Source organism: Rhizobium sp. Leaf384 (assembly GCF_001424065.1).
Classification (GTDB): Bacteria; Pseudomonadota; Alphaproteobacteria; order Rhizobiales; family Rhizobiaceae; genus Ferranicluibacter.
In genome coordinates this window covers 826,195-852,376 of record NZ_LMQE01000001.1, presented here as the reverse complement: position 1 = coordinate 852,376, position 26,182 = coordinate 826,195, and the positions used below count along the sequence as shown (strand labels likewise).

Sequence of the window (26,182 nt, the reverse complement as noted above, 5' to 3'; positions counted from 1 at the left end):
CGGTGAGTTGAGGCAATGGCTGACCAAGCTGCGATGTCGGGCAAATTAGGGAAGCATGACCGAACGCAAACGGGCCGCTTTCGCGGCCCGCCGGGTTCGTTCAATGATCGGATGATCTAGCGACGGATATAGAGGTTGTCGTCGTCGCGCTGGCGACCCCCGAGGGCAGCTCCGATACCGGCACAGATGGCGCCGATCAGCAGCGACACGGCGCCGATGAGGGCGGTGGTGGCGCTGGCCTTGCGGGCCGTCTCGGCGGCATCCGCAGCGGCCGTCTTCGCATCCTCGATGCTCTTCAGAACGCTGTCGACGCGCGTGTTGGCATCGGCTTCCGAAAGGCCCGTGCGAGCCGCGATCAGCTGCGACAGATAGGTGCGGTCGCCTTCCGGGATCGTGCCGGTCGTCGCCCCGTTCATCAGGATGCGCGAAACCTCGGACGTGGCGTCCGGAGCATTCGGGCCCGTCTGCGCGGTGCGCGGATCCGCCGGACGCAGCAGCGTATCGACGAAATAGGACGTCGCATTGCCGGCGGTGTCGGAGGTGGCCGCTGCGCCCACCGTTGCGGCGGTAGCCGTGCCGGTCAGCGAGGCTGCCGCCTGTACGCCGGTGCCGATGGTGGAGGAGATGACCGAGCCGAGCAGGCCGGCGGCGACGAGGGTCGCGATGGCCCAGGCGAGAATGCCATGGGCGGTGTCGCGGAAGAACGCCTCGTCATTGTGGATGCCGCTCCATTTGGTGCGCAGGCGTCCGGTCATGTAGCCGCCGAAGGCCGATGACAGCCATTGCACGATGACGATCCAGACGGCCGCGGACACGGCGAAGGTGGTGACCGACGGACCGTCATTGCCGAACGGCGACGCGACGCTGAGGCCGAGACCGGAGCCGAGGAGGGTAAGAAGCAGGGTCAGGGCCGAGGCGGCCACGGCACCTGCGAAAATCGCGCCCCAGCTGACGGCGGACTTCGCCGATTCGGCCGAGGACACGGAGGCTGCCGCCGCGGGAATGGCGGCGGTGAGAGGCTTTGCCATCTCTGCCTCCTAGCGCACGAACAGCATGATGAGGATGATGATCGGGATCGGAATCCCCAGAAGCCAGAGCAGAATTCCGCGTCCCATGATGTCTCTCCTTGCTGTCCGGACGTACTGTCCGGTTATGACCTGCATCAACCACAAGGATATGGAAAAGTTCCGTTCGACTGCGCACGACATCGAGCGAACCTTGCCGATTCGCTGGATGCCGAACGTTTTTTGCGTGAGACGACGACGCGCCGGTCAGGCCTGCGTGCCGCCGACCGTCATGTCGTTCATGCGCAGGTGCGGCTGGCCGACACCGACCGGCACCCACTGGCCGCCCTTGCCGCAATTGCCCATGCCGGTATCGAGCGCCATGTCGTTGCCGATCATCGTGATGCGCTTCATGGCGTCCGGCCCGTTGCCGATCAGCATGGCGCCCTTCACCGGAGCGCCGACCTTCCCGTTCTCGATCAGATAGGCTTCGGTGCATCCGAAGACGAACTTGCCGGAGGTGATGTCCACCTGGCCGCCGCCGAAGGACACGGCATAGATGCCGCGCTTCACCGATGCGATGATCTCTTCCGGCGTCTTGTCGCCGGCCAGCATGTAGGTGTTGGTCATGCGCGGCATCGGCACATGGGCGTAGGATTCGCGCCGTCCGTTGCCGGTGGCCTGCATGCCCATCAGGCGCGCATTCTGCCGATCCTGCATGTAACCGACCAGTTTTCCGTCGTCGATCAGCACATTGGAGGCGGACGGCGTGCCTTCGTCGTCCACGGTCAGCGATCCGCGGCGGGACTCGATCGTCCCGTCGTCCACCACAGTCACGCCCTTGGCCGCCACCTGTTCGCCGATCAGGCCGGCAAAGGCGGATGTCTTCTTGCGGTTGAAGTCGCCTTCGAGCCCATGGCCGACCGCCTCGTGCAGCATGACGCCCGGCCAGCCCGACGACAGCACCACGTCCATGGTGCCGGCCGGCGTGTCGATCGCCTCGAGATTGACCAGCGCCTGCCGCAGGGCCTCGTCGGCGCCGTGCCGCCAGGTCTCGCCGGTGATCAGATCGCCGAAGCCGCGCCGTCCGCCAAATCCGTAGGAGCCGGCTTCCTGCCGGTCGCCGTCGCCGACGACGACGGAGACGTTGACCCGCGTCATCGGCCGGATGTCCTGCACATGCGCCCCGTCGGCGCGCAGGATATCGACGACCTGCCAGCTCGCGGCGATCGAGGCGGTGACCTGGCGGACCTTCGGGTCCTTGGCCCTGACATAGGCGTCGATGTTGGAGAGAAGCGCGACCTTCGCCTCGAAGCTCGGCTCGCCGATCGGGTTCTCGTCGCCATAGAGCCGGCGATTGGTCTTTTGCGGGGCTGCGGCATAGGAGCCGGCATAGCCGCGCGTCACGGCGGACACGGCATCCGATGCGCGCTTCAGCGCGGCCAGCGAGAGATCGCCGGAATGCGCGTAGCCGACGGCTTCGCCCGCCACCGCGCGCAGGCCGAAACCCTGGTCCGTGTTGAAGCTGCCACCCTTCAGGCGGCCATTGTCGAAGGAGAGCGATTCGGACTGGATGTGTTCCAGAAACAGCTCGCCGTCATCGGCGCCCTTCAGGGTCTCGGCAAGAATGCGTCGCACCGTCGCCTCGTCGCCATCGAACAGGGTGATGAGATCGGTGTTCATGGAGCATCTCCGTCAGACTGGGTGAAGCCGCTATGTAGGCACGCGCCGGGGGAGGGGCAAGGCGGGTCGCATGCTCGTTCCGGCACGGCAGGGCGCGTCGTCTTGCGGCATTGCCGGTTTACGGCAGGGCGTCGTAGCCTTCGCCGAATCCCTTGAGGTCGACGGGAATGCCGATGCCTTCCTCGGGCGACTGGAAGACGATGAAGGTCGCCGTCGCGCCGGAGCGGAAGGTCTTGAGCAGTTCTTCCTCCAGCACCACCTCGGCATAGCAGCCATCGGAGAAGCAGCGGACGAAATAGGCCCGGCCGATATCCTTGCCGTCGACGTTGAGGCCGAGCCCGTTCGGCAGGAGCACGCCGAGCGGCGCGAGAACCCGCAGGATCTTTGCCTTGCGGTCGGCGGTTTTCAGCACCACCACCGACAGGCCGACCTCCGGCCGGTCCTCGGCGATCACGTTCTGCATCAATGCGCACTGCTCGGCCGATGCGCCGGCCGGCTGGTCGCAGACGATCGACCAGGCGCCGTGGTTCGACTTGACGGTGCCGGGGGCCGCGGGCGTCTGCTGCGCCATGGCACCCGTGGGCAGGAGGCCCAGAGGCAGCGCCAGAGCGAGGGCAACTCCGATGATCGACGGGCGAAAAAGCGGGGACAGGCCCATGAAAACCTCAAACTACCGAATCAGTCCGGCTATTCTTGAAGGGCCGGCCCGGAAATGAAAACCCCCGGAAGGGCCTGTGAACCCCTGTCGGGGCGGAGCGCGTCTCGTGTCGCCCGGCTTTCGCGGTGTCCCGTGGAAGGCAGGCGACGTTCTATCAAAGGGCGGTGTGGCGGAAATGCGACCCGCATGTTCCAGCCCTTGGCACCGTGGCATCCCGTCTGCGGCTCCATCTATCCCGCGCGCACGGGCTCTGTCCACACTCACCGCGAAATGCCGCCCCCGCGCTGTGCGGGATACCGCTCGAGCGTTTCGGGACATGCCGCCCCCGCGTTGCGCGAAATGCCGCCCCGTGCTGCGCGGGATACTGCTCGAGCATTTCGGGGCACGCCACACCCGCGCTGCGCAAAATGCCGCCCCGCGCTGCGCGGGATACCGCTCGAGCATTTCGGGACACGCCACACCCGCGCTGCGCAAAATGCCGCCCCGCGCTGCGCAAAATGCCGCATGGAGAAGCTGTGTCCCCCGGTGGCGGCGGCGGTCCTTCTGTGGCATTCTGCGCACGAGGAGCGGACCGTTGCCTGCGGTGCGCGGAGAGATGTTGCGGCACTGGTCAAACTGTGGTTTGAAGCGCTGTAAAGGGCGGAGATTGTCCGATCCGGCGAGAGCGGGATGGAGAGGGGAATTACGAATGGTGAGAAACAAGGCTTTTGCGGGTCTCGCGGCATGTGTGACGGCGGCAAGCTGTCTGCTTTCCGCGGGCACGGCGCTCGCGGACAAGCCGGTCGAGTGGCAGACCAATTTCCAGGCGGCCGCGACCGGCATCATGGAAGAGGTTACCTGGTTCGAGCATTACACGCTGTGGTTCATCATCCCGATCACGCTGTTCGTGCTGGCCCTGCTGGTCGTGGTCGTGCTGAAGTTCCGCGAGAAGGTGAACCCGGTTCCCTCGCGCACCAGCCACAACACCGCGATCGAGATCGCCTGGACCGTCGGCCCCGTCGTGGTGCTTCTGTTCCTGGCCATTCCGTCGTTCCAGCTCCTGACCGCGCAGCTGACACCGCCGGCCAATCCGGACCTGACCCTCAAGGCCACGGGCAACCAGTGGTACTGGTCCTATGAATATGAAGTCGGGGAAACGCCGCTCTCCTTCGACAGCCTTCTGATGAAGGAAGAAGACCGCGCCGCCCTCGGCAAGGAAGACAAGAGCGCCTATCCGCGCCTCCTGGCCGTCGACAACGAGGTCGTCGTGCCCGTCGGCAAGACGGTGCGCGTGCTCGTGACCGCCGCCGACGTGATCCACGCCTTCGCCATGCCGTCCTTCGGCGTCAAGATCGATGCCGTGCCCGGTCGTCTCAACGAGACCTGGTTCAAGGCCGATCGCGAGGGTCTCTATTATGGCCAGTGTTCCGAGCTTTGCGGCAAGGACCACGCCTTCATGCCGATCGCCATCCGCGTCGTCAGCCAGCAGCAATACGACACCTGGCTGACCGCCGCTGCCGCCAATATCGGCGACGCCAACAAGGCCCTGATGGCCTCCGTCGATGCGGTGAAGACGACTGACGTCGCCGCCGCCGCCGCACAGTAATTCGGGGAGCTGGAAACAATGGCCGGAACAACCGCGCACACCGATCACCTTCACGATCATTCGCTCGATCACGCGCATGATGACCACGTCCACAAGCCGCTGACCTTCTTCCAGCGCTGGTTCCTGTCGACCAACCACAAGGACATCGGCACGCTGTACCTGATCTTCGCGATCTTCGCGGGCATCATCGGCGGCACGCTGTCGGTCTTCATGCGCGCCGAGCTGCAGGAGCCGGGCATCCAGATCTTCCACGGTCTGGCGTCCATGGTCTACGGCTTCGAGGGCGACGCTGCCATCGACGGCGGCAAGCACATGTACAACGTGTTCACGACCGCGCACGCGCTGATCATGATCTTCTTCATGGTCATGCCCGCGATGATCGGCGGCTTTGCCAACTGGATGGTGCCGATCATGATCGGCGCACCGGACATGGCGTTCCCGCGCATGAACAACATCTCCTTCTGGCTGATCATCCCGGCCTTCCTGCTCGTCCTTCTCTCCATGTTCGTGGAAGGTCCGGCCGGCGGCTACGGTGCGGGCGGGGGCTGGACGATCTACCCGCCGTTCTCGACAGCGGGGCAACCCGGGCCCGCCATGGATCTCGTGATTCTCGGCCTGCACATTGCCGGCGCGTCCTCGATCCTCGGTGCGATCAACTTCATCACCACCATCCTCAACATGCGCGCTCCGGGCATGACGCTGCACAAGATGCCGCTCTTTGCCTGGTCGGTGCTGATCACCGCCTTCCTGCTGCTCCTGTCCCTGCCGGTCCTGGCCGGCGGCATCACCATGCTGCTGACGGACCGCAACTTCGGCACGTCGTTCTTCGCGCCCGAAGGCGGCGGCGATCCGATCCTGTTCCAGCACCTGTTCTGGTTTTTCGGTCACCCCGAGGTCTACATCCTCATCCTGCCCGGCTTCGGCATCATCAGCCACATCGTCTCCACCTTCTCGCGCAAGCCGATCTTCGGCTATCTCGGCATGGCCTACGCGATGGTGGCGATCGGCGCCGTCGGCTTCATCGTCTGGGCGCACCACATGTACACGGTCGGCATGTCGCTCGACACGCAGCGCTACTTCGTGTTCGCCACCATGGTCATCGCCATCCCGACGGGCGTGAAGATCTTCTCCTGGATCGCGACGATGTGGGGCGGCTCCATCCGCTTCGCGACGCCGATGGTCTGGGCGATTGGCTTCATCTTCCTGTTCACGGTCGGCGGCGTCACGGGCGTCCAGCTGGCCAATGCCGGTCTCGACCGCGCCCTGCACGACACCTATTACGTGGTCGCGCACTTCCACTACGTTCTGTCGCTCGGCGCCGTCTTCGCCATCTTCGCAGGCTGGTACTACTGGTTCCCGAAGATGAGCGGCTACATGTACAACGAGTTCATCGGCAAGCTGCACTTCTGGGTCATGTTCATCGGCGTGAACCTCGTGTTCTTCCCGCAGCATTTCCTCGGCCTTGCCGGCATGCCGCGCCGCTACATCGACTATCCCGATGCGTTCGCGGGCTGGAACTTCGTTTCCTCGATCGGCTCCTACATTTCGGCCGTCGGCGTGCTGATCTTCCTCTACGGCGTGTTCGAGGCCTTCTCTAAGAAGCGGGTCGCCGGCGACAATCCGTGGGGCGAAGGCGCCAACACGCTGGAATGGCAGCTGTCTTCGCCGCCGCCGTTCCACCAGTGGGAGCAGCTGCCCCGCATCCGGTAAGGGCCAAGGAAGAGGGGGCGCTCACGTGGCGCGCCCCTCATCCGCCGCCCGGCACCTTGTCCCCGCGGTGCGGGGCGAAGGGACACGCGGCGACCGCCCGGATCCCCGCATCGTGGCCGCAGGCTTGAGGCCTGTTTCCTCGCCCTGCTAGGGGGAGGGGCCAAGGTGAAGGGGCCAGGGTGAAGGGCCAAAGTGAAGGCCCGGGTCAGGGCAGACACAGGGCACGGCCTGTCATGGGAATGGCCCGGTGAGGCAGCCTTCGGGCGCACGTGTCGCCGGAGCAGGGGCCGGAAGCCCCACCCGAAAACGCTTGAAGGAAGACAGCTGGAATGACCGTCATCGATACCACCGGAAACCTCAATGACGGCGAATTCCGCCTGTCGGAGGCCTCGGCGCGCGATTACTGGGCGCTCCTCAAGCCGCGCGTCATGTCGCTGGTCGTCTTCACGGCTTTCGCCGGCATGGTGCTTGCGCCGGGTACCATCAATCCCTTCATCGGCTTCGTCGCCATCCTCTGCATCGCAGTCGGTGCCGGTGCCTCCGGCGCCCTCAACATGTGGTACGATGCCGATATCGATGCCGTGATGAAGCGCACGGCGACGCGGCCCATTCCCGCAGGCCGCATCACCGGCCAGGAAGCGCTCGGCTTCGGCCTGACGCTCTCGGCCTTCTCGGTCTGCATCCTCGGTCTCGTCGTCGGCTGGTTCGCCGCCGGCTTCCTCGCTTTCACCATCTTCTTCTATGCCGTCGTCTACACGATGTGGCTGAAGCGGGCGACGCCGCAGAACATCGTCATCGGCGGTGCGGCCGGCGCTTTCCCGCCGATGATCGGTTGGGCCTGCGTAACCGGCGGCGTTTCGATCGAAAGCCTTGTTCTCTTCCTCATCATCTTCCTGTGGACCCCGGCGCATTTCTGGGCGCTGGCGCTGTTCAAGATGGGCGAATACGGCGCGGTCGGCGTGCCCATGCTGCCCAATGTCCGCGGCATTCCCGCCACCAAGGTCCAGATCCTCGTCTATGCCGTCCTGACCGCGGTTGCCGGCATCTGTCCGACCCTGCTCGGCTTTGCGAGCCTCGGCTACGGCGCCGTGGCGCTGGCCCTCGGCCTCGGCTTCGTCTGGTATGCCGTCAAGGTTCAGTCCATGCCCGAGACGGACGAAAAGATGGTTCCGGCCAAGAAGCTCTTTGCCTTCTCGCTCGTCTATCTCTTTGCAATCTTCTCGGCGCTGCTCGCCGACCGCGCGGTCCTCGCGCTGCTGCAGGCCTTCGGAAAGGGCTTCTGATGGATCTCGTCACGCTTACGCCGGCCCAGAAGCGGGCCCGCCGCGGCCGCAACATCGCGCTCGGCTTCGTGCTCTTCGGCCTGGTGGCGCTGTTCTACGTCGTCACGCTCGTCAAGTTCTCGAACGGCCTCGCGCAGTAGGAGAGGCGTGCCCATGACACCGCAACCGGCAGCACCAGCAGGCAGAACGGGCCCGGCCGCCGCACCGGCGCGCACCACGGCGGCCCAGCCCGAGCGCCGCAACGGCGTGATCGTCGGCGCCTGCGTCGCCTTCGTCGTCGGCATGGTCGGCATGGCCTACGCCGCCGTTCCGCTTTACGACATGTTCTGCAAGGTCACCGGCTACAACGGCACGACGAAACGCGTCGAGCAGGCCTCCGACACGATTCTCGACAAGACCATCCGCGTCACCTTTGATGCCAACGTGTCCGGCGATCTGCCCTGGCGGTTCACGCCGGTCGTGCGCGAGATCTCGCCGAAGATCGGCGAAACCGTGCAGGTCGAGTTCAAGGCCCGCAACATGGCCGACGTCCCGACCACCGGTCAGGCCGTGTTCAACGTCACGCCCATGCAGGGCGGCGCCTATTTCAACAAGGTCCAGTGCTTCTGCTTCACCGAGACGACGCTGCAGCCGGGCGAGGAACTGGAGATGCCGGTCGTCTTCTACGTCGATCCGGAGATCGTCAAGGCGGCGGAAACCAAGGACATCGGCACGCTCACCTTGTCCTACACCTTCTATGCGCGCCAGCCGTCAAAGCCGGTCGCTGCACTGAAGACGGACCAACCGGCGGCGACGACCGGAAAACTGTAAGGCCCGCAGACACCTGCGGGAAATGAGATCAGCAGACGGACAGTGCTTGAAAAAACAGGGCTGTTCGGAAAGAGTGGCACCGGTACGCCGGACCGCTTCAGGCGAGGGGACGACGGGGAGAATCACATGGCCGACACGCATCAGAAGAACCACGACTATCACATCATCGATCCCAGCCCCTGGCCGCTGCTTGCCTCCATCGGCGCGTTTGTCATGGCCTTCGGCGGCGTCGCCTATATGCGCTATCTCTCGGGCGGGTCGTTCAAGATGTTCGGCCTCGAATGGGCCAATCCCTGGATCCTGTTCATCGGTCTCGCCATCGTTCTCTACACCATGTACGCCTGGTGGGCCGATACGGTGAAGGAGGCCCATGAAGGTCACCACACCCGCGTCGTCTCGCTGCACCTGCGCTATGGCATGATCATGTTCATCGCGTCGGAGGTGATGTTCTTCGTCGCCTGGTTCTGGGCCTATTTCGATGCAAGCCTGTTTCCGGGCGAGGCGATCCAGGCGACCCGGACAGCCTTTACCGGTGGCCAGTGGCCGCCGAAGGGCATCGAGGTTCTCGATCCCTGGCACCTGCCGCTCTACAACACCGTCATCCTGCTCCTGTCGGGCACGACGGTCACCTGGGCGCACCATGCCCTGCTGCACGGCGACCGCAAGGGCCTCGTCAGCGGCCTGACGCTGACCGTCCTGCTCGGCGTGCTGTTCTCCTTCGTCCAGGGCTATGAATACGCCCACGCGCCCTTCGCCTTCAAGGACTCGATCTACGGCGCCACCTTCTTCATGGCGACCGGCTTCCACGGCTTCCACGTCCTCGTCGGCACCATCTTCCTCGCGGTCTGCCTCATCCGGGCGCTGAAGGGCGATTTCACGCCGCAGCAGCATTTCGGCTTCGAAGCCGCCGCTTGGTACTGGCACTTCGTCGACGTCGTCTGGCTCTTCCTCTTCTTCTCCATCTACATCTGGGGTGGATGGGGCGCACCGCTCGCCGGCTGATCGGCCCTGAACGTGACGACGGACGCCGCGGCGTCCGTCGTGCTTTGCCTTCCGGTCATCGGTCGCACGCCATGACAAGCCGCACGGCCATCGCGCCGTGACCGGCCGCACGGCCATCGCGCCGTCGCCACATGCCCGGCCATCGCGCCCGAAGCGATCGCAAGACCCGATCTTGCCTGTGCCCCCAATCCTGCGGATGTTCCAGATTCTCACGGCGATCTTGGCCTCGCCAGGCGCCTCGGCAGACGCTTGCCAACGGCATCCTGCACGCGCCCACACCGGCAAAACTGTCTCTTCGGTATTTCTATTTTATTAAGTGCTAAAATGCTAAGGTCCGACGGGGTTCATTTTCCATCGTAGGAACGAAGACCATGAAGAGACCAAGCATCGGCCTATCTCTGACCGGGACTATTGCCGGTCTGTTTGCCATCACCGCCACGCTCGCCTTCCTGTCGATCGGATCGATGCGCACCATCGATCGGAACAGCGGCATGATCGTCGAGCACCTCATGCCATCGCTTGCCAACTCCCAGCAGGTCAATGTCGCGCTGGGCGACCTGCGTCTGGCACTGCGCGACCATATCCTCGCCGACACGCCGCAGGAATTCTCCTCGGCGGAAGACCTTGTCGCGAAATCCCGTGCCGACATTTCAAGCGCGATGGACGCCTATGCCAAGGTCATCAGCGAGCCGGCCGAACGGGCTGAACTCGACGATTTCCGTCAGACGATGCAGAAATATTTCGACGCGGCAGACGAGCTGCTGGCGCATTCCCGCGCTGGCCGGAACACGGAGGCGCAGGCGGTGCTGCAGAGCCCCGCGATGAAGGTCCTGGCGAACCGGCTGAACACCATTATCGACGGCATCGTCGCGGAAAGCCGCAGCACGGCGGTGCGCCAGGGCGATGCAAACCAGCAGGTGATCCAGACCGCGATCCAGCTTGCCATCGTCCTCTCAGGCGCTGCTGTCCTGATCGGCATTCTCTCCATCTACCTCGCGCTCAGCCAGGTCGCCCGCCCCATCCGCCGGATCACCGGTGCCATGGCCAATCTGGCGAAGGGCGACACCGTCTCGGTCATTCCCTTCGCCGACCGCACCGACGAGGTCGGTTCCATGGCCGGCGCCGTCGAAGTCTTCCGCCAGGCGGCCATCGCCAACAAGCGGATGGAGGCGGAAGCCGAGGCTGCCCGGGTGCAGAGCGAGGCGGACCGCATCGCCGACCAGAAGCAGGCCGAGGCCGACGCCACCGTGCGGCTGCAGGTTGCAACCTCCGGTCTGGCCGCCGGTCTGCAGCGGCTCGCCTCCGGCGATCTCGCCTTCCAGCTGACCGAGGCCTTTGCGCCTGAGTTCGAGGCCCTGCGTCACGATTTCAACACGTCCGTCAGCCAGCTCGGCTCCACGCTCAGCGCCATTGCCGAGAGCATCTCCACCATGGACAGCGGCACGCGCGAAATCTCGGCCGGCGCCGACGATCTCTCCAAGCGCACCGAACAGCAGGCCGCCTCGCTCGAGGAGACCGCCGCTGCGCTCGACGAGATCACCGCCAATGTCAACGCCTCGACCAAGCGCACCTCGGAAGCCCGCTCGGTCGCAACGCAGGCCAATGACGGCGCCGTCAGCTCGGCCAAGGTCGTGTCCCACGCCGAGGAGGCGATGGAGCGGATCGAGGGAAGCTCGCAGCAGATCTCCAACATCATCGGCGTCATCGACGAAATCGCCTTCCAGACCAATCTTCTGGCGCTCAACGCCGGCGTCGAGGCGGCGCGTGCGGGCGATGCCGGAAAAGGCTTTGCGGTCGTTGCCCAGGAGGTTCGCGAACTCGCCCAGCGGTCCGCACAGGCCGCCAAGGAGATCAAGGGCCTGATCCAGAGCTCGTCGAACGAGGTCCAGAACGGCGTCCGGCTGGTGCGCGACGCCAGCACAGCCCTGAACACGATCGGCAACTTCATCACCGAGATCAACACCCATGTGGAGGCCATCGCGACCTCCGCCCGGGAGCAGTCGCTCGGGCTCGCCGAGGTCAACCAGGCCGTCAACGCGCTCGACCAGACCACCCAGCAGAATGCCGCCATGGTCGAGCAGTCGACGGCCGCATCCGCGTCGCTGGCGGTCGAAGCCGGCAAGCTGCGCGATCTCGTGTCGCAGTTCAAGCTCGGCGGCGCGACCGGCCAGACCGCAGCCCTCCGGCAGACCGCCGGCGCCTTGCGGGCCTCCGGACCCGGCATGGCGGCCCCGGCCCAAGCCCAAGCCCCGGTCCCGACCTCGACCTCGGCCCAGACCACGCTGCGCCGCAGGCCTGCGGTTCAGGGCAATGCGGCTCTGGATCGCGCGTCCTGGGAGGAGTTCTGAGCGGATCCACCCGCGCCGGGAGGCCAGCGCCTCCCTGCCTCCCTCCCGCCTGCCACCCTTTAGATCCCCGCAGTCTGCGGGGGGAAGATATGCGTCCGCCTCTCGGGCCGGCATCTGGAACCCCAAGTCCCGGATCGGACCCGATCGGACCCGGTCGGATCGAAAGGGACGAGGGGCCCGGGCGGAGCCGCACGGGACGGCAGGGTCGTCAGGGTCGGCAGCGGCAAAGCGTCCCACCCGGTGCGCGCCGGCTTTTCCTTCTCTTTCGGGGATATCCCCGGCCGTCCGGCCGTTGTAAACCGGCTTATACTGGAGACGCCGAGAGGGGCGAGACATGACCGCAGAACCGGACCGTCACGACACCGCGCATTACCCGCCGGTCGATCCCATCAAGGCGGGCCTGCGCGGACGCTGCCCGCGCTGCGGCGAGGGCAAGCTGTTTGCCGGGTATCTCGCGCTGCGCCCGCGGTGCGCCGCCTGCGGGCTCGATTATGATTTTGCCGACGCGGGCGATGGTCCCGTCGTCTTCGTCATTCTGATCATCGGCTTCATCACGGTGGGAGCCGCCCTCTGGGCCGAGGTCAATTACAGCCCGCCGCTGTGGTTGCACTTCCTGCTCTGGATCCCGCTTGCCATCGTCCTGTCGCTCGCGTTGACGCGCATGCTGAAGGGCGTGCTGATCGATCTGCAATATCGCAACAATGCCCGGCCCGGCGAGATCGATCGTGGCTGAGCCGATGGCATCGTCCGGCCCGGCGCGCCGTTTGCGCGGGCCTGTGGCCCGCCTGCTGTCGGGCATCCTGCTCGTCGGCCTGTTTGCGGCGCTGGTCGGGCTCGGCACGTGGCAGATGCAGCGCCTCCACTGGAAGGAGGGCCTGCTGGCCGCGATCGACGAGCGGCGCCATGCCCCGCCCGCCGACATCGATGCCATCGCCGCTTTGGCTGTATCCGGCACGGAGATCGACTATCGCTCGGTCCGCCTCTCCGGCACGTTCCGGAACAGCGGCGAGCGGCATTTCTTTGCGACCTATGACGGACAGACGGGCTTCTACGTCTATACCCCGCTGATGCTTGCCGACGGCCGCGCCGTCCTCGTCAATCGCGGCTTCGTGCCCTATGAGCGCAAGGAACCCGCCACCCGGCCGGGAAGCCAGCGCGATGGGCCGGTGACGATCACGGGCCTTGCCCGCGCTCGGCTGGATGCCAAGCCCTCCTGGGTCGTGCCGGAAAACGACATCGCCAAGAACATCTTCTACTGGAAGGACTGGACGGCGATGACGGCAGCCTCTGGCCTTTCGGCGGCGCGCACGCTGCCCTTCTTCGTCGATGCCGATGCGACGCCCAATCCGGGCGGCCTGCCGGTCGGCGGCGTTACCCAGTTCGACCTGCCGAACAACCACCTCCAATATGCCCTGACCTGGTACGGTCTGGCGGCAGCCCTCCTTGCCGTCAGCGGCGTGTTCGTCTTTCGCCGGCGGGCCGAGGCGCGCCCGGGCCACGGATTTGAGGCCAGGTAGCCGGGGGCCCATGTGTCCAGGGACGCGCGGAACGGCGAAGGGCAGAAGGCGGGCGCCGACGCGGCCCGCGACGGCCGCGCGGGGAAGCGCCGGGCGTCCGCTGATCGGCGGCAGTCCTGCCGGTTTGCCGTGCGGTGGCCGCTGTTCTTTCTTGTGCCCCGTGTCAGCGCCGCTATATAGGGGACATCGTCGTTCCCTGCGCCCGTCCGTTCGGTGCAGGCGGTCGGGCGATGCTCGCACTCCCGTTCACAGTCTTGGCGTCTTCATCCATGGAATTTCGTGCCCCTGACAAGCCCGCTTCGCAGGCGCCCGGTTCGTCGAAATCCGCGCTGACGATCCGCCTCTGCGGTCCGCGCGGTTTCTGCGCGGGCGTGGATCGCGCGATCCAGATCGTTGTGCTCGCACTCAAGGAATTCGGCGCGCCGGTCTATGTCCGCCACGAGATCGTGCACAACCGCTATGTCGTGGAAGGGCTCGAGGCCAAGGGCGCGATCTTCGTGGAGGAACTCGACGAGATTCCGCCGGAGCACCGCAAGCAACCGGTCGTCTTCTCGGCCCACGGCGTGCCGAAATCCGTGCCGGCCGATGCCGACCAGCGCAATCTCTTCTATCTCGACGCGACCTGCCCGCTGGTCTCCAAGGTGCACAAGCAGGCCATGCGCCACAACCGCATGGGCCGCCACGTCGTGCTGATCGGCCATGCCGGCCATCCCGAGGTCATCGGCACCATGGGGCAGTTGCCGGAGGGCAGCGTCTCGCTCGTCGAAACCGTCGACGACGTGGAGACCTATACCCCGCCGGATCCCGACAATCTCGGCTTCGTCACCCAGACGACGCTGTCGGTCGATGACACCGCCGGCGTCATCAAGCGCCTGCACGAGCGCTTTCCCAACCTCACCGCGCCTGCGGCCGACAGCATCTGCTATGCCACCACCAACCGGCAGGAGGCCGTGAAGCAGGCCGCGCCCGGCTGCGACCTGTTCCTGATCGTTGGCGCGCCCAATTCGTCCAATTCCAAGCGCCTCGTCGAGGTCGCGCTCCGCTCCGGGGCCCGCCAGTCGGTGCTCGTGCAGCGCGCGGCCGAAATCGACTGGGACCATCTCGGCGAGATCCGCACTGTGGGCCTGTCGGCCGGGGCCTCCGCGCCGGAGGTCATCGTCAACGAGATCATCGAGGCGTTTCGCCTGCGCTACGATGCCGTGGTCGAACTGGCCGATACGGTGGAGGAAACCGAAAACTTCCTCGTCAACCGCGAGCTGCGCCATGTGCCGCTTACCCCGTCCGACATGGCATTCGTCAACGGCGACTGAGCCTCGCCGGAAGCTGAGCCACGGCCGGACCGCAGGCTCCGGCCATACCCCGATCTTCCAGAAAGCGAGGCGCTCCCGATGGCCGTCTACACCGATATCTCAGAGGACGACCTCCGGCAGTTCCTCGGTCCCTACGAGGTCGGCGAGCTCACCTCCTACAAGGGCATCGCCGAGGGCGTGGAAAACAGCAATTTCCTGCTCCACACCACCACGGGCGCCTACATCCTCACGCTCTACGAAAAGCGGGTGGATGCCGGCGATCTCCCGTTTTTCCTCGGCTTGATGCAGCACCTGGCCGATCGCGGGCTCACTTGCCCGCTGCCGCTTGCGCGTGCCGACGGGGCGCTGCTCGGCACGCTGTCGGGCCGCCCCGCCGCCATGATCACCTTTCTGGAGGGCATGTGGCTGCGCAAGCCCGAGGCCGCCCATTGCCGCGAGGTCGGCCGGGCGCTGGCCGAGATGCATGTCGACGGCGAGGGGTTCGCCCTGTCGCGCAAGAATGCGCTCTCCGTCTCCGGCTGGCGCCCGCTCTGGGACAAGGCAAAGGGCCGCGCCGACGAGGTGCAGCCCGGCGTGGCCGCCGAGATCGCGGCCGAACTCGACCATCTCGAAGCGGAATGGCCGCGCGATCTGCCCTCCGGCGTCATCCATGCCGATCTCTTCCCCGACAACGTCTTCTTCCTCGGCGAACATCTCTCGGGCCTCATCGATTTCTATTTCGCCTGCAACGACCTCCTCGCCTATGACGTCTCGATCTGCCTCAATGCCTGGTGCTTCGAGAAGGACGGGGCGTTCAACATGACCAAGGGCATGGCGCTCCTGGCCGGCTACCAGTCGGTCCGCGCGCTGACGGCCGGCGAGATCGCGGCCCTGCCGCTGCTGGCCCGCGGTTCGGCCCTGCGCTTCTTCCTCACGCGGCTCTACGACTGGCTGACGACGCCGGCCGGTGCGCTCGTGGTCAAGAAAGACCCGCTCGAATATCTCCGCAAGCTGCAGTTTCACCGCTCGGTGCACTCGGCGCTCGAATATGGCCTGACGATCTCGGAACCCGACGCATGAAACATATCGACATCTTCACCGACGGCGCCTGCTCGGGCAATCCGGGTCCGGGCGGCTGGGGCGCCGTGCTGCGCTATGGCGAGACCGAAAAGGACCTGTGCGGCGGCGAGGCGGAAACCACCAACAACCGCATGGAGCTTCTGGCCGCCATCACCGCGCTCACCTCGCTGAAGGAGCCCTGCGAGGTGGACCTGCACACGGACAGCAAATACGTCATGGACGGGATCTCCAAGTGGATCCACGGCTGGAAGAAGAACGGCTGGAAGACGGCCGACCGCAAGCCGGTGAAGAACGGCGAACTGTGGCAGGCGCTCGACGCCGCCAACCGCACCCACAAGGTCACCTGGCACTGGGTCAAGGGCCATGCCGGACACCCTGAGAACGAGCGCGCGGACGAACTGGCCCGCAAGGGCATGGAACCGTTCAAGACGAAGCGTGGCGTAAAGCTGGGGTGAGATCGCCCCGGGAGCAGGCCGCTCCCGATCCGCTGCCGCGACCGTGTGCGGGAGAACACGGCCTGCGCGAGAACACGGCCTGGGGCTCTTTCATCAGGCGATGATGGGGAGGCGAGCGCCGTGCTCCGTATCCCCTGTTCCCTGCCCCGTGTTTTCTGTCCCTTGGCCCCGCACGCGGGGAGAGGGTGGCGGCAGCCGGTTGAGGGGCTGCCGCACAGGCCATCGTCAGATCTGCTCGAGCATCGTGGCAGCCGAGGAGACCGTTGCCTGACCCGGGCTTTCCTCGATGTTCAGGGTCTTCACCACGCCGTCGTCGACCAGCATGGAATAGCGCTTGGAGCGCAGGCCGAGCGTGCCGGCCGACAGGTCGATGTCGAGGCCGAGCGCCTTGGTGAAGCTCGCATCCCAATCGGACAGAAAGTGGATCTTGTCCATGCCGCCCGACGCGGTGGCCCAGGCGCCCATGACATGGATGTCGTTGACGGCGACGACGGCAATGTCGTCGATCCCGCGGGAGAGAATCGCATCGCGGTTCTCGAGATAGCCGGGCAGATGGTTGAGCGAGCAGGTGGGGGTGAAGGCGCCGGGGACGCCGAAGATCACAACGCGCTTGCCGGAAAACAGGGCGTCGGTGGTTACCTCCACCGGGCCGTCGACCGTCTTTTCCTTGAAGGTCGCGGATGGAATCTTGTCGCCGATCGAAATGGTCAAAGGGAGGTCCTCGCTCAGGGAGTGGCTTTGGGGGGATGGGGCTCGCGTGACGGCGCGGAGCGCGGTCGGGCTCCGTGGAAAAACCGTGCGCCGAGACGGCGCAAAGCGAGGATATAGATGGTCAGGGCTTGAAGACAAGCGGCGTTTCCATGGCCGCCATCCCGCCCGGCCGCTTCACGCTGATCGTCGCCCGGATGCTGCCGTCGGCCGGAAGGCCCGACGCCTTGAGCGGCCGTTTGGTGGGGATCCGGACCTGCGTCCGCCCTGTCGCATCGGTCTCGCTCTGCAGGGGGCCGAACGCATAGCCGGAGGGCGCCGCGAGAAAGACGTCCGACAGGGTCGCACCCTCCGGCAGCGTCAGGGCCAGGGCGATCGCGTGGCCGGTTGCGTCGAAGCGCGCCTCGGCCACGTTGAAATCCGGTGACGGCGGCGCGGGCAGGGCGGCAAAGGCGGATCGGACGCGCGCTGTGTCCAGCGGATTGTCCGCGGCCGCCCCCGCCTGCGCGTCTGCAAGCGCGACGTCGAGCTGCGCCTGCACGGGGATGCAGATGCTCTTGCAGATGCCGAGAAACACCGAGGCCTCCAGCGTCAGGGCCCCGGATGCGCCCGAATTCCCCGACCCCCCGGTGCCGGTCTTCAGAAGCAGCGGAAAGGCGACCGGCTGGTCGTAGCCGGTATAGGTGAGATCCCCCTCTGCAAACCGCTTCGGCGGCGGCAACCGCAGGCCGGAATAGACGAAGTCATCAGCGCCCGGTCCTGTCGCGGTGATCGTCACCTCCGGGGGAATGCCGCTTGCTCCCGGGTCCGTCCAGTAGGTGCGCCAGCCCGGCTCCAGCCGGATTTCCAGCATCGCCGGCAGGGTGCCATCCGCCAGCCGCGCGCCCGTGACGAGCCGGATCCCGCCGCCGGCCGTATCCACCCAGGCGCTGCGCGCGGCCGATGCGGTGTCCGGGCCTGCTGCGCATGCGAAAAAAAAGACGGCGAAAAGGGTTGCCACACGGGACGAATAGGTCAAACTCTGCAGGATACGGCGCTCGATCATCGACAGAGCCATAGCGGTTTTGGCGACATCGGAGAAGATCGGCAGGGTGCGGCGGCGCTGGGTGTCGCGCACTTTTTCTTGAAGACGCGGCCTGAGAGAACGCGTCTTTCCCGTCCACCCTGCGCAAGCGAGGGAACGAACGGCAGCAAACCAGCTTCCTCTGGGCCAGCTTCCTCTGGGCCAGCTTCCTGAAGGAGAGGACGGTTTCGGCGCAGGCATCGCACACCGACACGGACACCAGACGACGGCAGGCATCGAGAAGGCGGGACAGATCTCAACCGGGAACAAGGGCACGGGTACCATGATGGCGACATTCCAGAAGAACCGCGAACGGGGCATGTTGGATGGGCAATTCCTGATTGCCATGCCCGGCATGGTCGACAGCAACTTTGCACGCACCGTCATTTTCGTCTGCGCCCATTCGGACGACGGCGCGATGGGCTTCATTCTCAATCGCCCGCAGCAGCTGACCTTTCCCGACGTGCTGCTGCATCTCGAGATCGTCGATCGCCTGCAGGCCATCCGGCTGCCGGAGCGCACACGCACGTTCCAGATCCAGACCGGTGGGCCCGTCGAGACCGGTCGTGGCTTCGTGCTTCATTCCGACGACTATCTGAGCGAATCGAGCATTCCCGTCAGTGATGACATCTGCCTCACCGCCACGCTCGACATCGTGCGCGCGATTTCGCGGGGAACCGGCCCCTCGCGCGCCATGATGATGCTCGGCTATGCCGGCTGGGGCGCCGGCCAGTTGGAGGCCGAGATCGCCGGCAATGGCTGGCTGACCTGCCCGGCCAATGAGGACCTGATCTTCGATCGCGACCTCGGCGACAAATACGATCGCGCGCTCGCTGGAATGGGGGTCGCCCCCGCCATGCTGTCGATGACGGCCGGCCACGCCTGACGGACGTCTACGCCTGACGGCCGGCTACGCCTGACGGCTTGGTGTCTTTTCTGCGTGCGGTCTTGCGGCGTCTGGCCGTTTGCCGGATCCTTTCCGCAAAGTGCTTCATGCCGTCATGACGTCGCGGCCAAAGACGCAAGTTTCCCGACGGCATCATCAATAAATCGCGGAACATTTTGTCCGACGCCCCGTTTCCAAGGCAAGCGGCACAGCAATCAAGCAGCGCTGCCAAGACAGGGAGTTACGCACATGGGTAGCATGTCCGACAAGGTATCCGGTCTCGCTAACGAGGCAGCAGGCAATGTCAAGCAGGGCGTCGGCAAGATGACCGACAACGAGCGCCTGCAGGCCGAAGGCAAGGCACAGGAAGTCAAGGGCGAAGTCCAGCAGGCTTCCGGCAAGGCGAAGGACACCGTCAAGGGTGCCGTCGATCGCCTCTAGGAAAGTTTCGCTACGGCGCGTGCCGTAGCACCGAGGTGCGCAACCGTCGCCGTCCTGACGGGTTCAACTGGATGGCGATGTGCGCCGAATGCCCGCTGTGCTTCGCGCCGGCGGGCATTTCCTCGTCTGGCCCCAGGGCCCGTCGTCAAGGATCAAAATACCGCGTTTAAGCCGCCCGTGTTCAGGGCGTCTCAACGGCGCGGATGGCCGGCGTCACGTCGCCGGAGGCCTGCGGACCGCAAAGACGGCGCTGGCAAGGTCCTGGGGACGGCGGCTTTGCCCAACCAAATTCGGCGAGGGCAGGGTTAGGCCGGCGCAGACAAGATCGACCCATTTGAGCAAGCATCCATTCAGACCCATATACCAAGCCACATCAAACAGCAGCCGACCCGCGGGGATGGCACAGGGACGATACGACCATGAAGCTTTTTACCTGCACGAATTGCGGAAATTCTGTCCATTTCGACAATAGAACCTGCGTGAATTGCGGCTCGAGGCTGGGTTTCGACACCGGCGCCCTGACCATGAAGGCGCTGGCACCGGCGGGTGGCGACCTGTGGAGCGTGATCGGCGCGGCCGACACCTCCGTTCGGTTCTGCGCCAATGCCATGAACGATATCTGCAACTGGCTCGTCCCGGCCGAGAGTGCGAACACCTACTGCGTCGCCTGCAGCTACAATCACATCGTCCCCGTCACGGACAATCCGGAAGGCGTGCAGCGCTGGCAGAAGATCGGGCAGGCCCAGCGCCACCTGTTCTACTCGCTCCTGCGCTGGAACCTGCCGCGTCCGGGTCGCGACGTCGATCCGCAGGGCGGCTTGGTGTTCGATTTCCTCGCCGACGAGGTTGATGCCAACGGCAATGTCGTCCAGGCCGCGATGACCGGTCACGAAGACGGACTCATCAGCCTGCGCGCGGCGGAAGCCGACGATGCCACGCGGGAAAGCATCCGCGTGTCCATGGGCGAGCCCTATCGCACGCTGCTCGGCCATTTCCGCCACGAGATCGGCCATTTCTACTTCGCCCAGCTTTGCCGCGACGAGGAAACGCTGGCGGAGGCCCGCGCCCTTTTCGGCGATGAACGCGAGGACTATGCGGCCGCCCTCCAGCGCAACTACGAGCAGGGACCGCCGGCCGACTGGCAGAACCGCTTCATCTCGACCTATGCCAGCTGCCATCCGTCGGAGGACTTCGCCGAGTGCTGGGCGCATTTCTTCCATATCGTCGATACGCTGGAAACCGCGCGCTCCTTCGGCCTCTCGACCGACCCGCGCCGTCACGAGGAAATGGCGGCCGAGGTCGATTTCGATCCCTACAACGTCCAGGACGCGCAGACGCTGGTCGATGCCTGGGTTCCCTTGAGCGTGGCCCTGAACAGCATCCAGCGCTCGATGGGACAGACCGACAGCTATCCCTTCGTGCTCTCGATCCCGGTCGTCCAGAAGCTCCAGTTCCTCAACCGCCTGATCCGCAAGGCCGGCCGGGGGGAGTTGACTGGCGCAGCAAAGCCCGTGCAGACGGCGGCTTAAAATCAAGCTGCCAGGGGTGAGCCGGCAAGCGCAGCCGGTCTCGCCCGTCGCGATCCGCAACGTGCTGGTTAACCGCCGGCGCGTGCGGGTCCCGCCGTTATGCGAAAAGCGCGTTGCGTGAAAAAGGATTCCCGCAACGCGCTTCGAAGTCTTGTGTCCTGCATGCCGTTTCCCGAAACCGCTGTATCTCGGGCGACATGCCTTAGGCCCGTTTCATCAACGGAAACCGCTCCTTCAGCAGCCGCTGGATGAGGTCGGAGGCGATCGGCGGGCCGAAGAGGAAGCTCTGGCCGTAGTGGCAGCCCATCTGTCCGAGCTGGATCGCGTCTTCCTCGGACTCGATGCCTTCCGCCACGACCTGCATGTCCAGCTCCCGCGCCATGTTGATGACGGAGCGCAGGAGGATGGTGCGCTTGTCGCTCTCGTCCTTCACCAGCGCCTTGTCCATCTTGATCGTGTCGAAGGGGAAGCGCGTGAGATAGGCGAGCGACGAGTGGCCGGTGCCGAAATCGTCGAGCGCGAGCTTCAGCCCGCTGTCGCGCAGCTTCTGCAGCACGAGGCGCGCCTGCTCGGGGTTTTCCATCATCAGCGATTCCGTCAGCTCCACCATGATCTGCGCGGGATCGCAGCGGTTCTTGTGGAGGATGGCGCGGATGTCGTCGTGCAGGTCGTTGTTGAGCAGCTGGCCGCTCGACAGGTTGACCGAGACGAAGATTGGCAGCTGTCCGGTCTGGATCTGCCATTCCCCGAGATCGCTCGTCGCCCGCTCGAAGGCGAAGAGGCCGAGCTGGTTGATGACCTCGGAGCTTTCCGCAATCGGAATGAACTCGGACGGCGGAATGCTTCCGCGCTTCGGATGGTCCCAGCGCATCAGGGCCTCGAAGCCCGCGATTTCCGCGTCGCTCAGGCGCACGATGGGCTGGTAGACGAGGCTGAGCTCGTTGCGCTCGATCGCGCGGCGAAGGTCGGTCTCGAGCTGCAGACGATCGGTGCCGGAGGTGCGGAAGGCCGGCCGATAGGGCTCCACGCGGTTGCCGCCCGCCTTCTTGGCCCGAAACATCGCCAGTTCGGCATCGTCCAGGAGCCCGGCCGCACTCTGGCTCTGGTCCACCCAGGAGACCAGGCCGACGGAGGCCGTCAGGTTGATCTCGCGGTTGCCGAAGCTGATCGGCACCATGATGGCGCGGCTGATCGCCTCGGCGAAGTCCGCCACCTTGGCCGGATCGCGCTCCGAGATGAGGATCAGGCCGAACTGGTCGCCGCCGAGCCGCGCCAGCGTGTCCTGCGGCTTCAGAAGCCGCCGCAGCCGCCGTGTCAGCGCGATCAGGATGTTGTCGCCAGCCGCGATGCCGAGCACGTCGTTGACGTTCTGCTTGTAGCGGTCGATGTCGATCGCGATCACCGTCGGGCGCACGCCGTTCGCACCCGGCGCCAGCGCCAGGATCGATTGCAGCCGGTCGAGGAAGATCTGCCGGTTGGGCAGGCCCGTCAGGTTGTCGTGCAGCGCGTCGTGCAGCAGCCGGTCGAGCGAGTTGCGCTGCTCGGTGATATCCACCAGCGTGCCGACGCACCGGATGATCTCGCCGTTGGCGCCGAGCACCGGCCGCGCGCGGATCGAGAGCCAGTGATAGTGCCCGTCTTCCGCGCGGATCCGGAAATCATGATTGAGACGGCCGCGGCGGTGCTCGAGCAGGATGTCGAGCGTTGCGCGGAAGCGGTCGCGATCGTCGGGGTGCAGCCGCGGCAGCCAGTTGCGCACGGGGCCGTGCATGGCGCCGGGCGTAAGGCCGAGCTGCTGCGACACGTCGGGAATGGTCACCACCCGATCGCGCGCCACGTCCCAGTCCCACACCGTGTCGCCCGAGCCCGTCAGCGCCAGCGACTGGCGCTCGAGGTCCGAAAACAGCCCCTGGCTGTAAGCGCCGCCAGCAAAGGCATGCTGCATGACGGTGAAGCCGATCAGCAGCACGATCAGCACGAGCCCGCCGCCGAGCGCGGGCTGGACGATGTCGTTCGACAGCCGCCCGGTGACCGTCAGCCACGCGCCGAACAGCCAGACCAGCGTCAGAAGCCAGGCCGGCACGAGCAGGATCGCGCGGTCGTAGCGGTTCAGTCCGAGATAGGCGATCAGGAAGATGCCGGCCGTGCCCGTCAGCGCGAAGGAAATGCGCGCAATGCCCGCCGCGATCGCAGGGTCGTAGATCGCCACGCCGAAGAGCAGTCCGAGACCGAGAATCCAGGCAAGCGTCGCATAGGAGAGGTGCTGGTGCCAGCGGTTAAGGTTGAGATAGGTAAAGAGGAAGATCACGAGACCCGCCGCCAGGAACACCTCGGTTCCCGCGCGCCATATGCGCTCGTCCCCCGCCGTAATGGCGATCAGCTTCGACAGGAAGCCGAAATCGACGCAGATATAGGCGAGCACCGCCCAGGCCAGGGCCGCCGTCGCCGGCAGCATGGAGGTGCCCTTGACGACGAACAGAATGGTCAGGAACACGGCGAGCAGGCCGGCAATGCCGAGCACGATGCCGCGATAGAGCGTGAAGGCGTTGACCGTGTCCTTGTAGGCGTCGGGTTCCCAGAGATACATCTGCGGCAGGTCAGGCGTCGCCAGTTCCGCGACGAAGGTGATGACCGAGCCCGGATTGAGCGTGATGCGGAAGACGTCGGCTTCCTCGCTCGGCTGCCGGTCGAGCGCGAAGCCTTCCGACGGGGTGATGGAGAGGATGCGCTGCGAGCCGAGGTCCGGCCAGAAGATCTTCGAGTTCACCAGCCGGAAATGCGGCGCGACGATCACCCGGTCGAGCTGCTCTTCCGAGACGTTGGCGAGCGCGAACACCGCCCAGTCGCCCTGGTGGTTGTCGGCGCTGGAGCGCACCTCGATCCGCCGCACGATGCCGTCGGTGCCGGGCGCCGTGGAGACCTGGAAGGCCTCGCCGCGGCCGGTGTAGATCTCGGTCGTCGCGGTCAGGTCGAGCGCGGTATCCTCGCGCGAAATCTTCACGGGCTCGATGGCATGGGCTTGGCCGCCGCCGAGCCCGATCATCGCGAGCAGCAGGGCCAGCATCAGCCCGGGCAGCCTGCGGATCGACGGCAGACGCGTCGGACGGAAGGGATGGGTCACTCGCTAGCAGTCCTGTTGGGCGCGATGTCACGCGAAAGAAGGGAGAAGATCAGGTGGTCGCGCCACTGCCCATTGATCTTCAGATATTCCCGCAAGTAGCCTTCGCGATGAAAGCCGGCCTTTTCAAGGAGCCGGATGCTCCTGTCGTTTTCCGGAATACAGGCTGCCTCGATACGGTGCAACTGAAGGGTCGAAAAGATGTAGGGGATGGAGAGCCGGACCGCGGCGGACATATGCCCCTGGCCGGCGAAACGCTCGCCCATCCAGTAGCCGATCATGCAGCATTGCGCTGCGCCGCGCCGGATGTAGCCGATCGTGAGGCCGCCGAGCAGCGTCTCGGTGTCGCGGGCGAACACGAACAGGGGAACGGCCTGGCCGGACTGGAATTCCTGCTCGCTGCGCACCGCCCGAGCGCGGAAGGCGCTTTCGGTCATTTCCTCCGCCCGCCATGTCGGCTCCCAGGGCTCGAGAAACGGACGGCTCTCCCGCCGCAACGCAAACCATTGCCGGTAGTCGGACCCGCGCGGCAGGCGCAGCAGATGCGTGTCGTTCTCGATCCTGACCGGGTCCGGCTGTCGTGACAGAAACCGAAACACCGATCGTGTCATGAACGCCTCCGCATCGCCGGTTGGATTGGTTGGGGCTTCGGCCTCGGGAAAGGCCGGGATCTCAGCAAGGGACAGGCGCGGGACGCGATCAGCCGTTGGCTGCCCGCGGCAGGGCCGGCGCCTTGGCGAGGCCGCCGAGAATGTCGGCCATGGGGGCGAGCTTGTCGACGGGGCCGATGGCCGACAGCGTCGGCACCGTGTCGAAGAACAGGCGGCCGGCGAGATCGGTGAGACGCTCCACGGTGATGCCGGACAGCCGCTCCATCAGCTCCTCGTTGGGGATGGGCCGGCCGTAGAGCATCATCTGCCGGGCGATCTGTCCGGCGCGTGCCGCGGGGCTTTCCTGCCCCATCAGCAACTGGGCGCGGATCTGCGCGCGGGCGCGGTCGATCTCCTGCGGGTGGATGTGATCGGCGGCCTTGCGCAGCTCCTCGATGATGACGGGCATCAGTTCCGGCAGGTTCTCGCCGCCGGTCGCGGCGTGGACGCCGAAGATGCCGGTGTCGGAGAAGCCCCAGTGGAACGCATAGACCGAATAGCAGAGGCCGCGATGCTCGCGCACCTCCTGGAAGAGCCGGGAGGACATGCCGCCGCCGAGGATATTGGCCAGGATCTGCGAGCAGTAGAAATCGCGCGCATGATAGGCCTTGCCCTCGAAGCCGAGCAGGACCTGCGCGTCCATCAGATCGCGGTCCTCGCGGGTGTCGCCGCCGGTATAGCGGGCCTTTTCGAGGATCGGGGCTTCCGCGGGCTGCTGCGGCAGGCTGGCGAAACGCTCCTCCACCTGCGCCACGAAGGCGTCGTGATCGACGGCACCGGCACCCACCACGAACATGCGGTCCGTCGTGTAGTTGCGTCCGAGATAGCTGCGGATCTGGTCGGAGGAAAACGACATGACCGTTTCCGGCGTGCCGAGAATCGGCCGGCCGACGATCTGGCCGGCAAACGCCGTTTCGGCGAAGCGGTCGAACACCACATCGTCGGGCATGTCGTTCGCCGCGCCGATTTCCTGCAGGATGACGTTCTTCTCGCGCTCCAGTTCTTCCTCGTCGAAGGACGACTCGGTCAGGATGTCGGCGAGGATGTCGATGGCGAGCGTCGTGTCGTCCTTCAGCACCCGGGCATAGTAGGAGGTCGTCTCGGTCGATGTCGCCGCGTTGACCTCGCCGCCGACATTCTCGATCTGCTCGGCAATGTCGCGCGCCGAGCGCGACGCCGTTCCCTTGAAGGCCATGTGTTCCAGAAGATGCGCGATGCCGTGTTCGGCGATGGTCTCGTCGCGCGAGCCGGACTTGATCCACGTGCCGAGCGCAACGCTTTCCAGGTGCGGCATGGTTTCGGTAACGACCGTCAGCCCGGAGGCAAGCCGGGTGCACTCAACTTTCATCATCGGTCTTTCTGC

The 26,182-nt window shown here is 65.6% G+C and carries 23 protein-coding genes; 15 read left to right on the top strand and 8 right to left on the bottom strand.

Features of this window, described 5'->3' with window-relative positions; all coding sequences use genetic code 11:
• Positions 1–116: 116 nt before the first annotated feature.
• The 3 genes from ASG25_RS03945 to ASG25_RS03935 form a co-directional block, all read right to left on the bottom strand.
• Complete coding sequence (locus ASG25_RS03945; protein ID WP_062469480.1) at positions 117–1,028, bottom strand: hypothetical protein; 912 nt, start codon at positions 1,026–1,028, stop codon at positions 117–119.
• A gap of 243 nt (positions 1,029–1,271) precedes the next feature.
• Positions 1,272–2,687 carry a metalloprotease TldD gene (gene tldD / locus ASG25_RS03940; protein ID WP_062469478.1) on the bottom strand — a complete coding sequence of 472 codons (1,416 nt, stop codon included), beginning with the start codon at positions 2,685–2,687 and terminating at the stop codon, positions 1,272–1,274.
• Positions 2,688–2,805: 118 nt separating this feature from the next.
• Complete coding sequence (locus ASG25_RS03935; protein ID WP_062469475.1) at positions 2,806–3,345, bottom strand: invasion associated locus B family protein; 540 nt, start codon at positions 3,343–3,345, stop codon at positions 2,806–2,808.
• Positions 3,346–4,036: 691 nt separating this feature from the next.
• On the opposite strand from ASG25_RS03935, the gene coxB reads away from it, so the two are divergent.
• The 12 genes from coxB (at position 4,037) to rnhA (ending at position 16,424) form a co-directional block, all read left to right on the top strand.
• Positions 4,037–4,930, top strand: a complete 894-nt coding sequence (gene coxB / locus ASG25_RS03930; protein WP_156379847.1) for a cytochrome c oxidase subunit II — start codon at positions 4,037–4,039, stop codon at positions 4,928–4,930.
• An 18-nt stretch (positions 4,931–4,948) separates the two neighbouring features.
• Positions 4,949–6,640 carry a cytochrome c oxidase subunit I gene (gene ctaD / locus ASG25_RS03925; RefSeq protein WP_062469470.1) on the top strand — a complete coding sequence of 564 codons (1,692 nt, stop codon included), beginning with the start codon at positions 4,949–4,951 and terminating at the stop codon, positions 6,638–6,640.
• 329 nt (positions 6,641–6,969) lie between these two features.
• Positions 6,970–7,923 (top strand): heme o synthase, encoded by a 954-nt coding sequence (locus tag ASG25_RS03920; RefSeq protein WP_062469467.1) that lies wholly within the window; start codon positions 6,970–6,972, stop codon positions 7,921–7,923.
• Positions 7,923–8,063, top strand: coding sequence for a hypothetical protein (locus tag ASG25_RS23095; protein WP_062469465.1), 141 nt, complete (start codon positions 7,923–7,925; stop codon positions 8,061–8,063). The genes ASG25_RS03920 and ASG25_RS23095 overlap by 1 nt, the downstream gene beginning before the upstream one ends.
• Before the next feature lie 13 nt (positions 8,064–8,076).
• A complete protein-coding gene (locus ASG25_RS03910; RefSeq protein ID WP_082479901.1) occupies positions 8,077–8,733 on the top strand; it encodes a cytochrome c oxidase assembly protein in 657 nt (218 codons plus the stop codon).
• Between the two features lie 126 nt (positions 8,734–8,859).
• Positions 8,860–9,735, top strand: coding sequence for a cytochrome c oxidase subunit 3 (locus ASG25_RS03905; protein ID WP_062469462.1), 876 nt, complete (start codon positions 8,860–8,862; stop codon positions 9,733–9,735).
• 371 nt (positions 9,736–10,106) lie between these two features.
• The gene (locus ASG25_RS03900; RefSeq protein WP_082479899.1) at positions 10,107–12,083 is read left to right on the top strand and encodes a HAMP domain-containing methyl-accepting chemotaxis protein; all 1,977 of its coding nucleotides are present in this window, start codon (positions 10,107–10,109) and stop codon (positions 12,081–12,083) included.
• A 334-nt stretch (positions 12,084–12,417) separates the two neighbouring features.
• Positions 12,418–12,816 (top strand): DUF983 domain-containing protein, encoded by a 399-nt coding sequence (locus tag ASG25_RS03895; RefSeq protein ID WP_062469460.1) that lies wholly within the window; start codon positions 12,418–12,420, stop codon positions 12,814–12,816.
• A gap of 4 nt (positions 12,817–12,820) precedes the next feature.
• A complete protein-coding gene (locus tag ASG25_RS03890) occupies positions 12,821–13,600 on the top strand; it encodes an SURF1 family protein (RefSeq protein WP_062469456.1) in 780 nt (259 codons plus the stop codon).
• A 269-nt stretch (positions 13,601–13,869) separates the two neighbouring features.
• Positions 13,870–14,910, top strand: a complete 1,041-nt coding sequence (ispH, locus tag ASG25_RS03885) for a 4-hydroxy-3-methylbut-2-enyl diphosphate reductase (protein WP_062469453.1) — start codon at positions 13,870–13,872, stop codon at positions 14,908–14,910.
• Between the two features lie 78 nt (positions 14,911–14,988).
• Complete coding sequence (locus ASG25_RS03880) at positions 14,989–15,969, top strand: homoserine kinase (RefSeq protein ID WP_062469451.1); 981 nt, start codon at positions 14,989–14,991, stop codon at positions 15,967–15,969.
• Positions 15,966–16,424: a ribonuclease HI gene (gene rnhA / locus ASG25_RS03875; RefSeq protein ID WP_062469448.1), complete on the top strand. Its 459-nt coding sequence runs from the start codon at positions 15,966–15,968 to the stop codon at positions 16,422–16,424. The genes ASG25_RS03880 and rnhA overlap by 4 nt, the downstream gene beginning before the upstream one ends.
• Positions 16,425–16,649: 225 nt before the next feature.
• Here the strand turns inward: rnhA and ASG25_RS03870 are convergent, their stop codons facing one another.
• Positions 16,650–17,135, bottom strand: coding sequence for a peroxiredoxin (locus ASG25_RS03870; protein WP_062469445.1), 486 nt, complete (start codon positions 17,133–17,135; stop codon positions 16,650–16,652).
• 121 nt (positions 17,136–17,256) lie between these two features.
• A complete protein-coding gene (locus ASG25_RS03865; protein ID WP_062469442.1) occupies positions 17,257–18,249 on the bottom strand; it encodes a protein-disulfide reductase DsbD domain-containing protein in 993 nt (330 codons plus the stop codon).
• Between the two features lie 232 nt (positions 18,250–18,481).
• Here ASG25_RS03865 and ASG25_RS03860 point away from each other — a divergent pair, with 232 nt between their 5' ends.
• The 3 genes from ASG25_RS03860 (at position 18,482) to ASG25_RS03850 (ending at position 21,051) form a co-directional block, all read left to right on the top strand.
• On the top strand, positions 18,482–19,081 hold the full coding sequence (locus ASG25_RS03860) for a YqgE/AlgH family protein (RefSeq protein WP_062472091.1): 600 nt from the start codon (positions 18,482–18,484) through the stop codon (positions 19,079–19,081).
• Between the two features lie 249 nt (positions 19,082–19,330).
• Positions 19,331–19,522: a CsbD family protein gene (locus ASG25_RS03855; protein ID WP_062469441.1), complete on the top strand. Its 192-nt coding sequence runs from the start codon at positions 19,331–19,333 to the stop codon at positions 19,520–19,522.
• A gap of 419 nt (positions 19,523–19,941) precedes the next feature.
• The gene (locus tag ASG25_RS03850; protein WP_062469440.1) at positions 19,942–21,051 is read left to right on the top strand and encodes a putative zinc-binding metallopeptidase; all 1,110 of its coding nucleotides are present in this window, start codon (positions 19,942–19,944) and stop codon (positions 21,049–21,051) included.
• A gap of 202 nt (positions 21,052–21,253) precedes the next feature.
• Here the strand turns inward: ASG25_RS03850 and ASG25_RS03845 are convergent, their stop codons facing one another.
• The 3 genes from ASG25_RS03845 to ASG25_RS03835 all read right to left on the bottom strand — a co-directional run bounded on the left by ASG25_RS03845 (position 21,254) and on the right by ASG25_RS03835 (position 26,170).
• Entirely contained in the window at positions 21,254–24,115 is a 2,862-nt protein-coding gene (locus ASG25_RS03845; protein WP_062472088.1) for an EAL domain-containing protein, read from the bottom strand.
• A gap of 53 nt (positions 24,116–24,168) precedes the next feature.
• A complete protein-coding gene (locus ASG25_RS03840; protein WP_062469439.1) occupies positions 24,169–24,780 on the bottom strand; it encodes a GNAT family protein in 612 nt (203 codons plus the stop codon).
• An 88-nt stretch (positions 24,781–24,868) separates the two neighbouring features.
• Positions 24,869–26,170, bottom strand: a complete 1,302-nt coding sequence (locus ASG25_RS03835) for a pitrilysin family protein (protein WP_156379835.1) — start codon at positions 26,168–26,170, stop codon at positions 24,869–24,871.
• Positions 26,171–26,182: the final 12 nt, after the last annotated feature.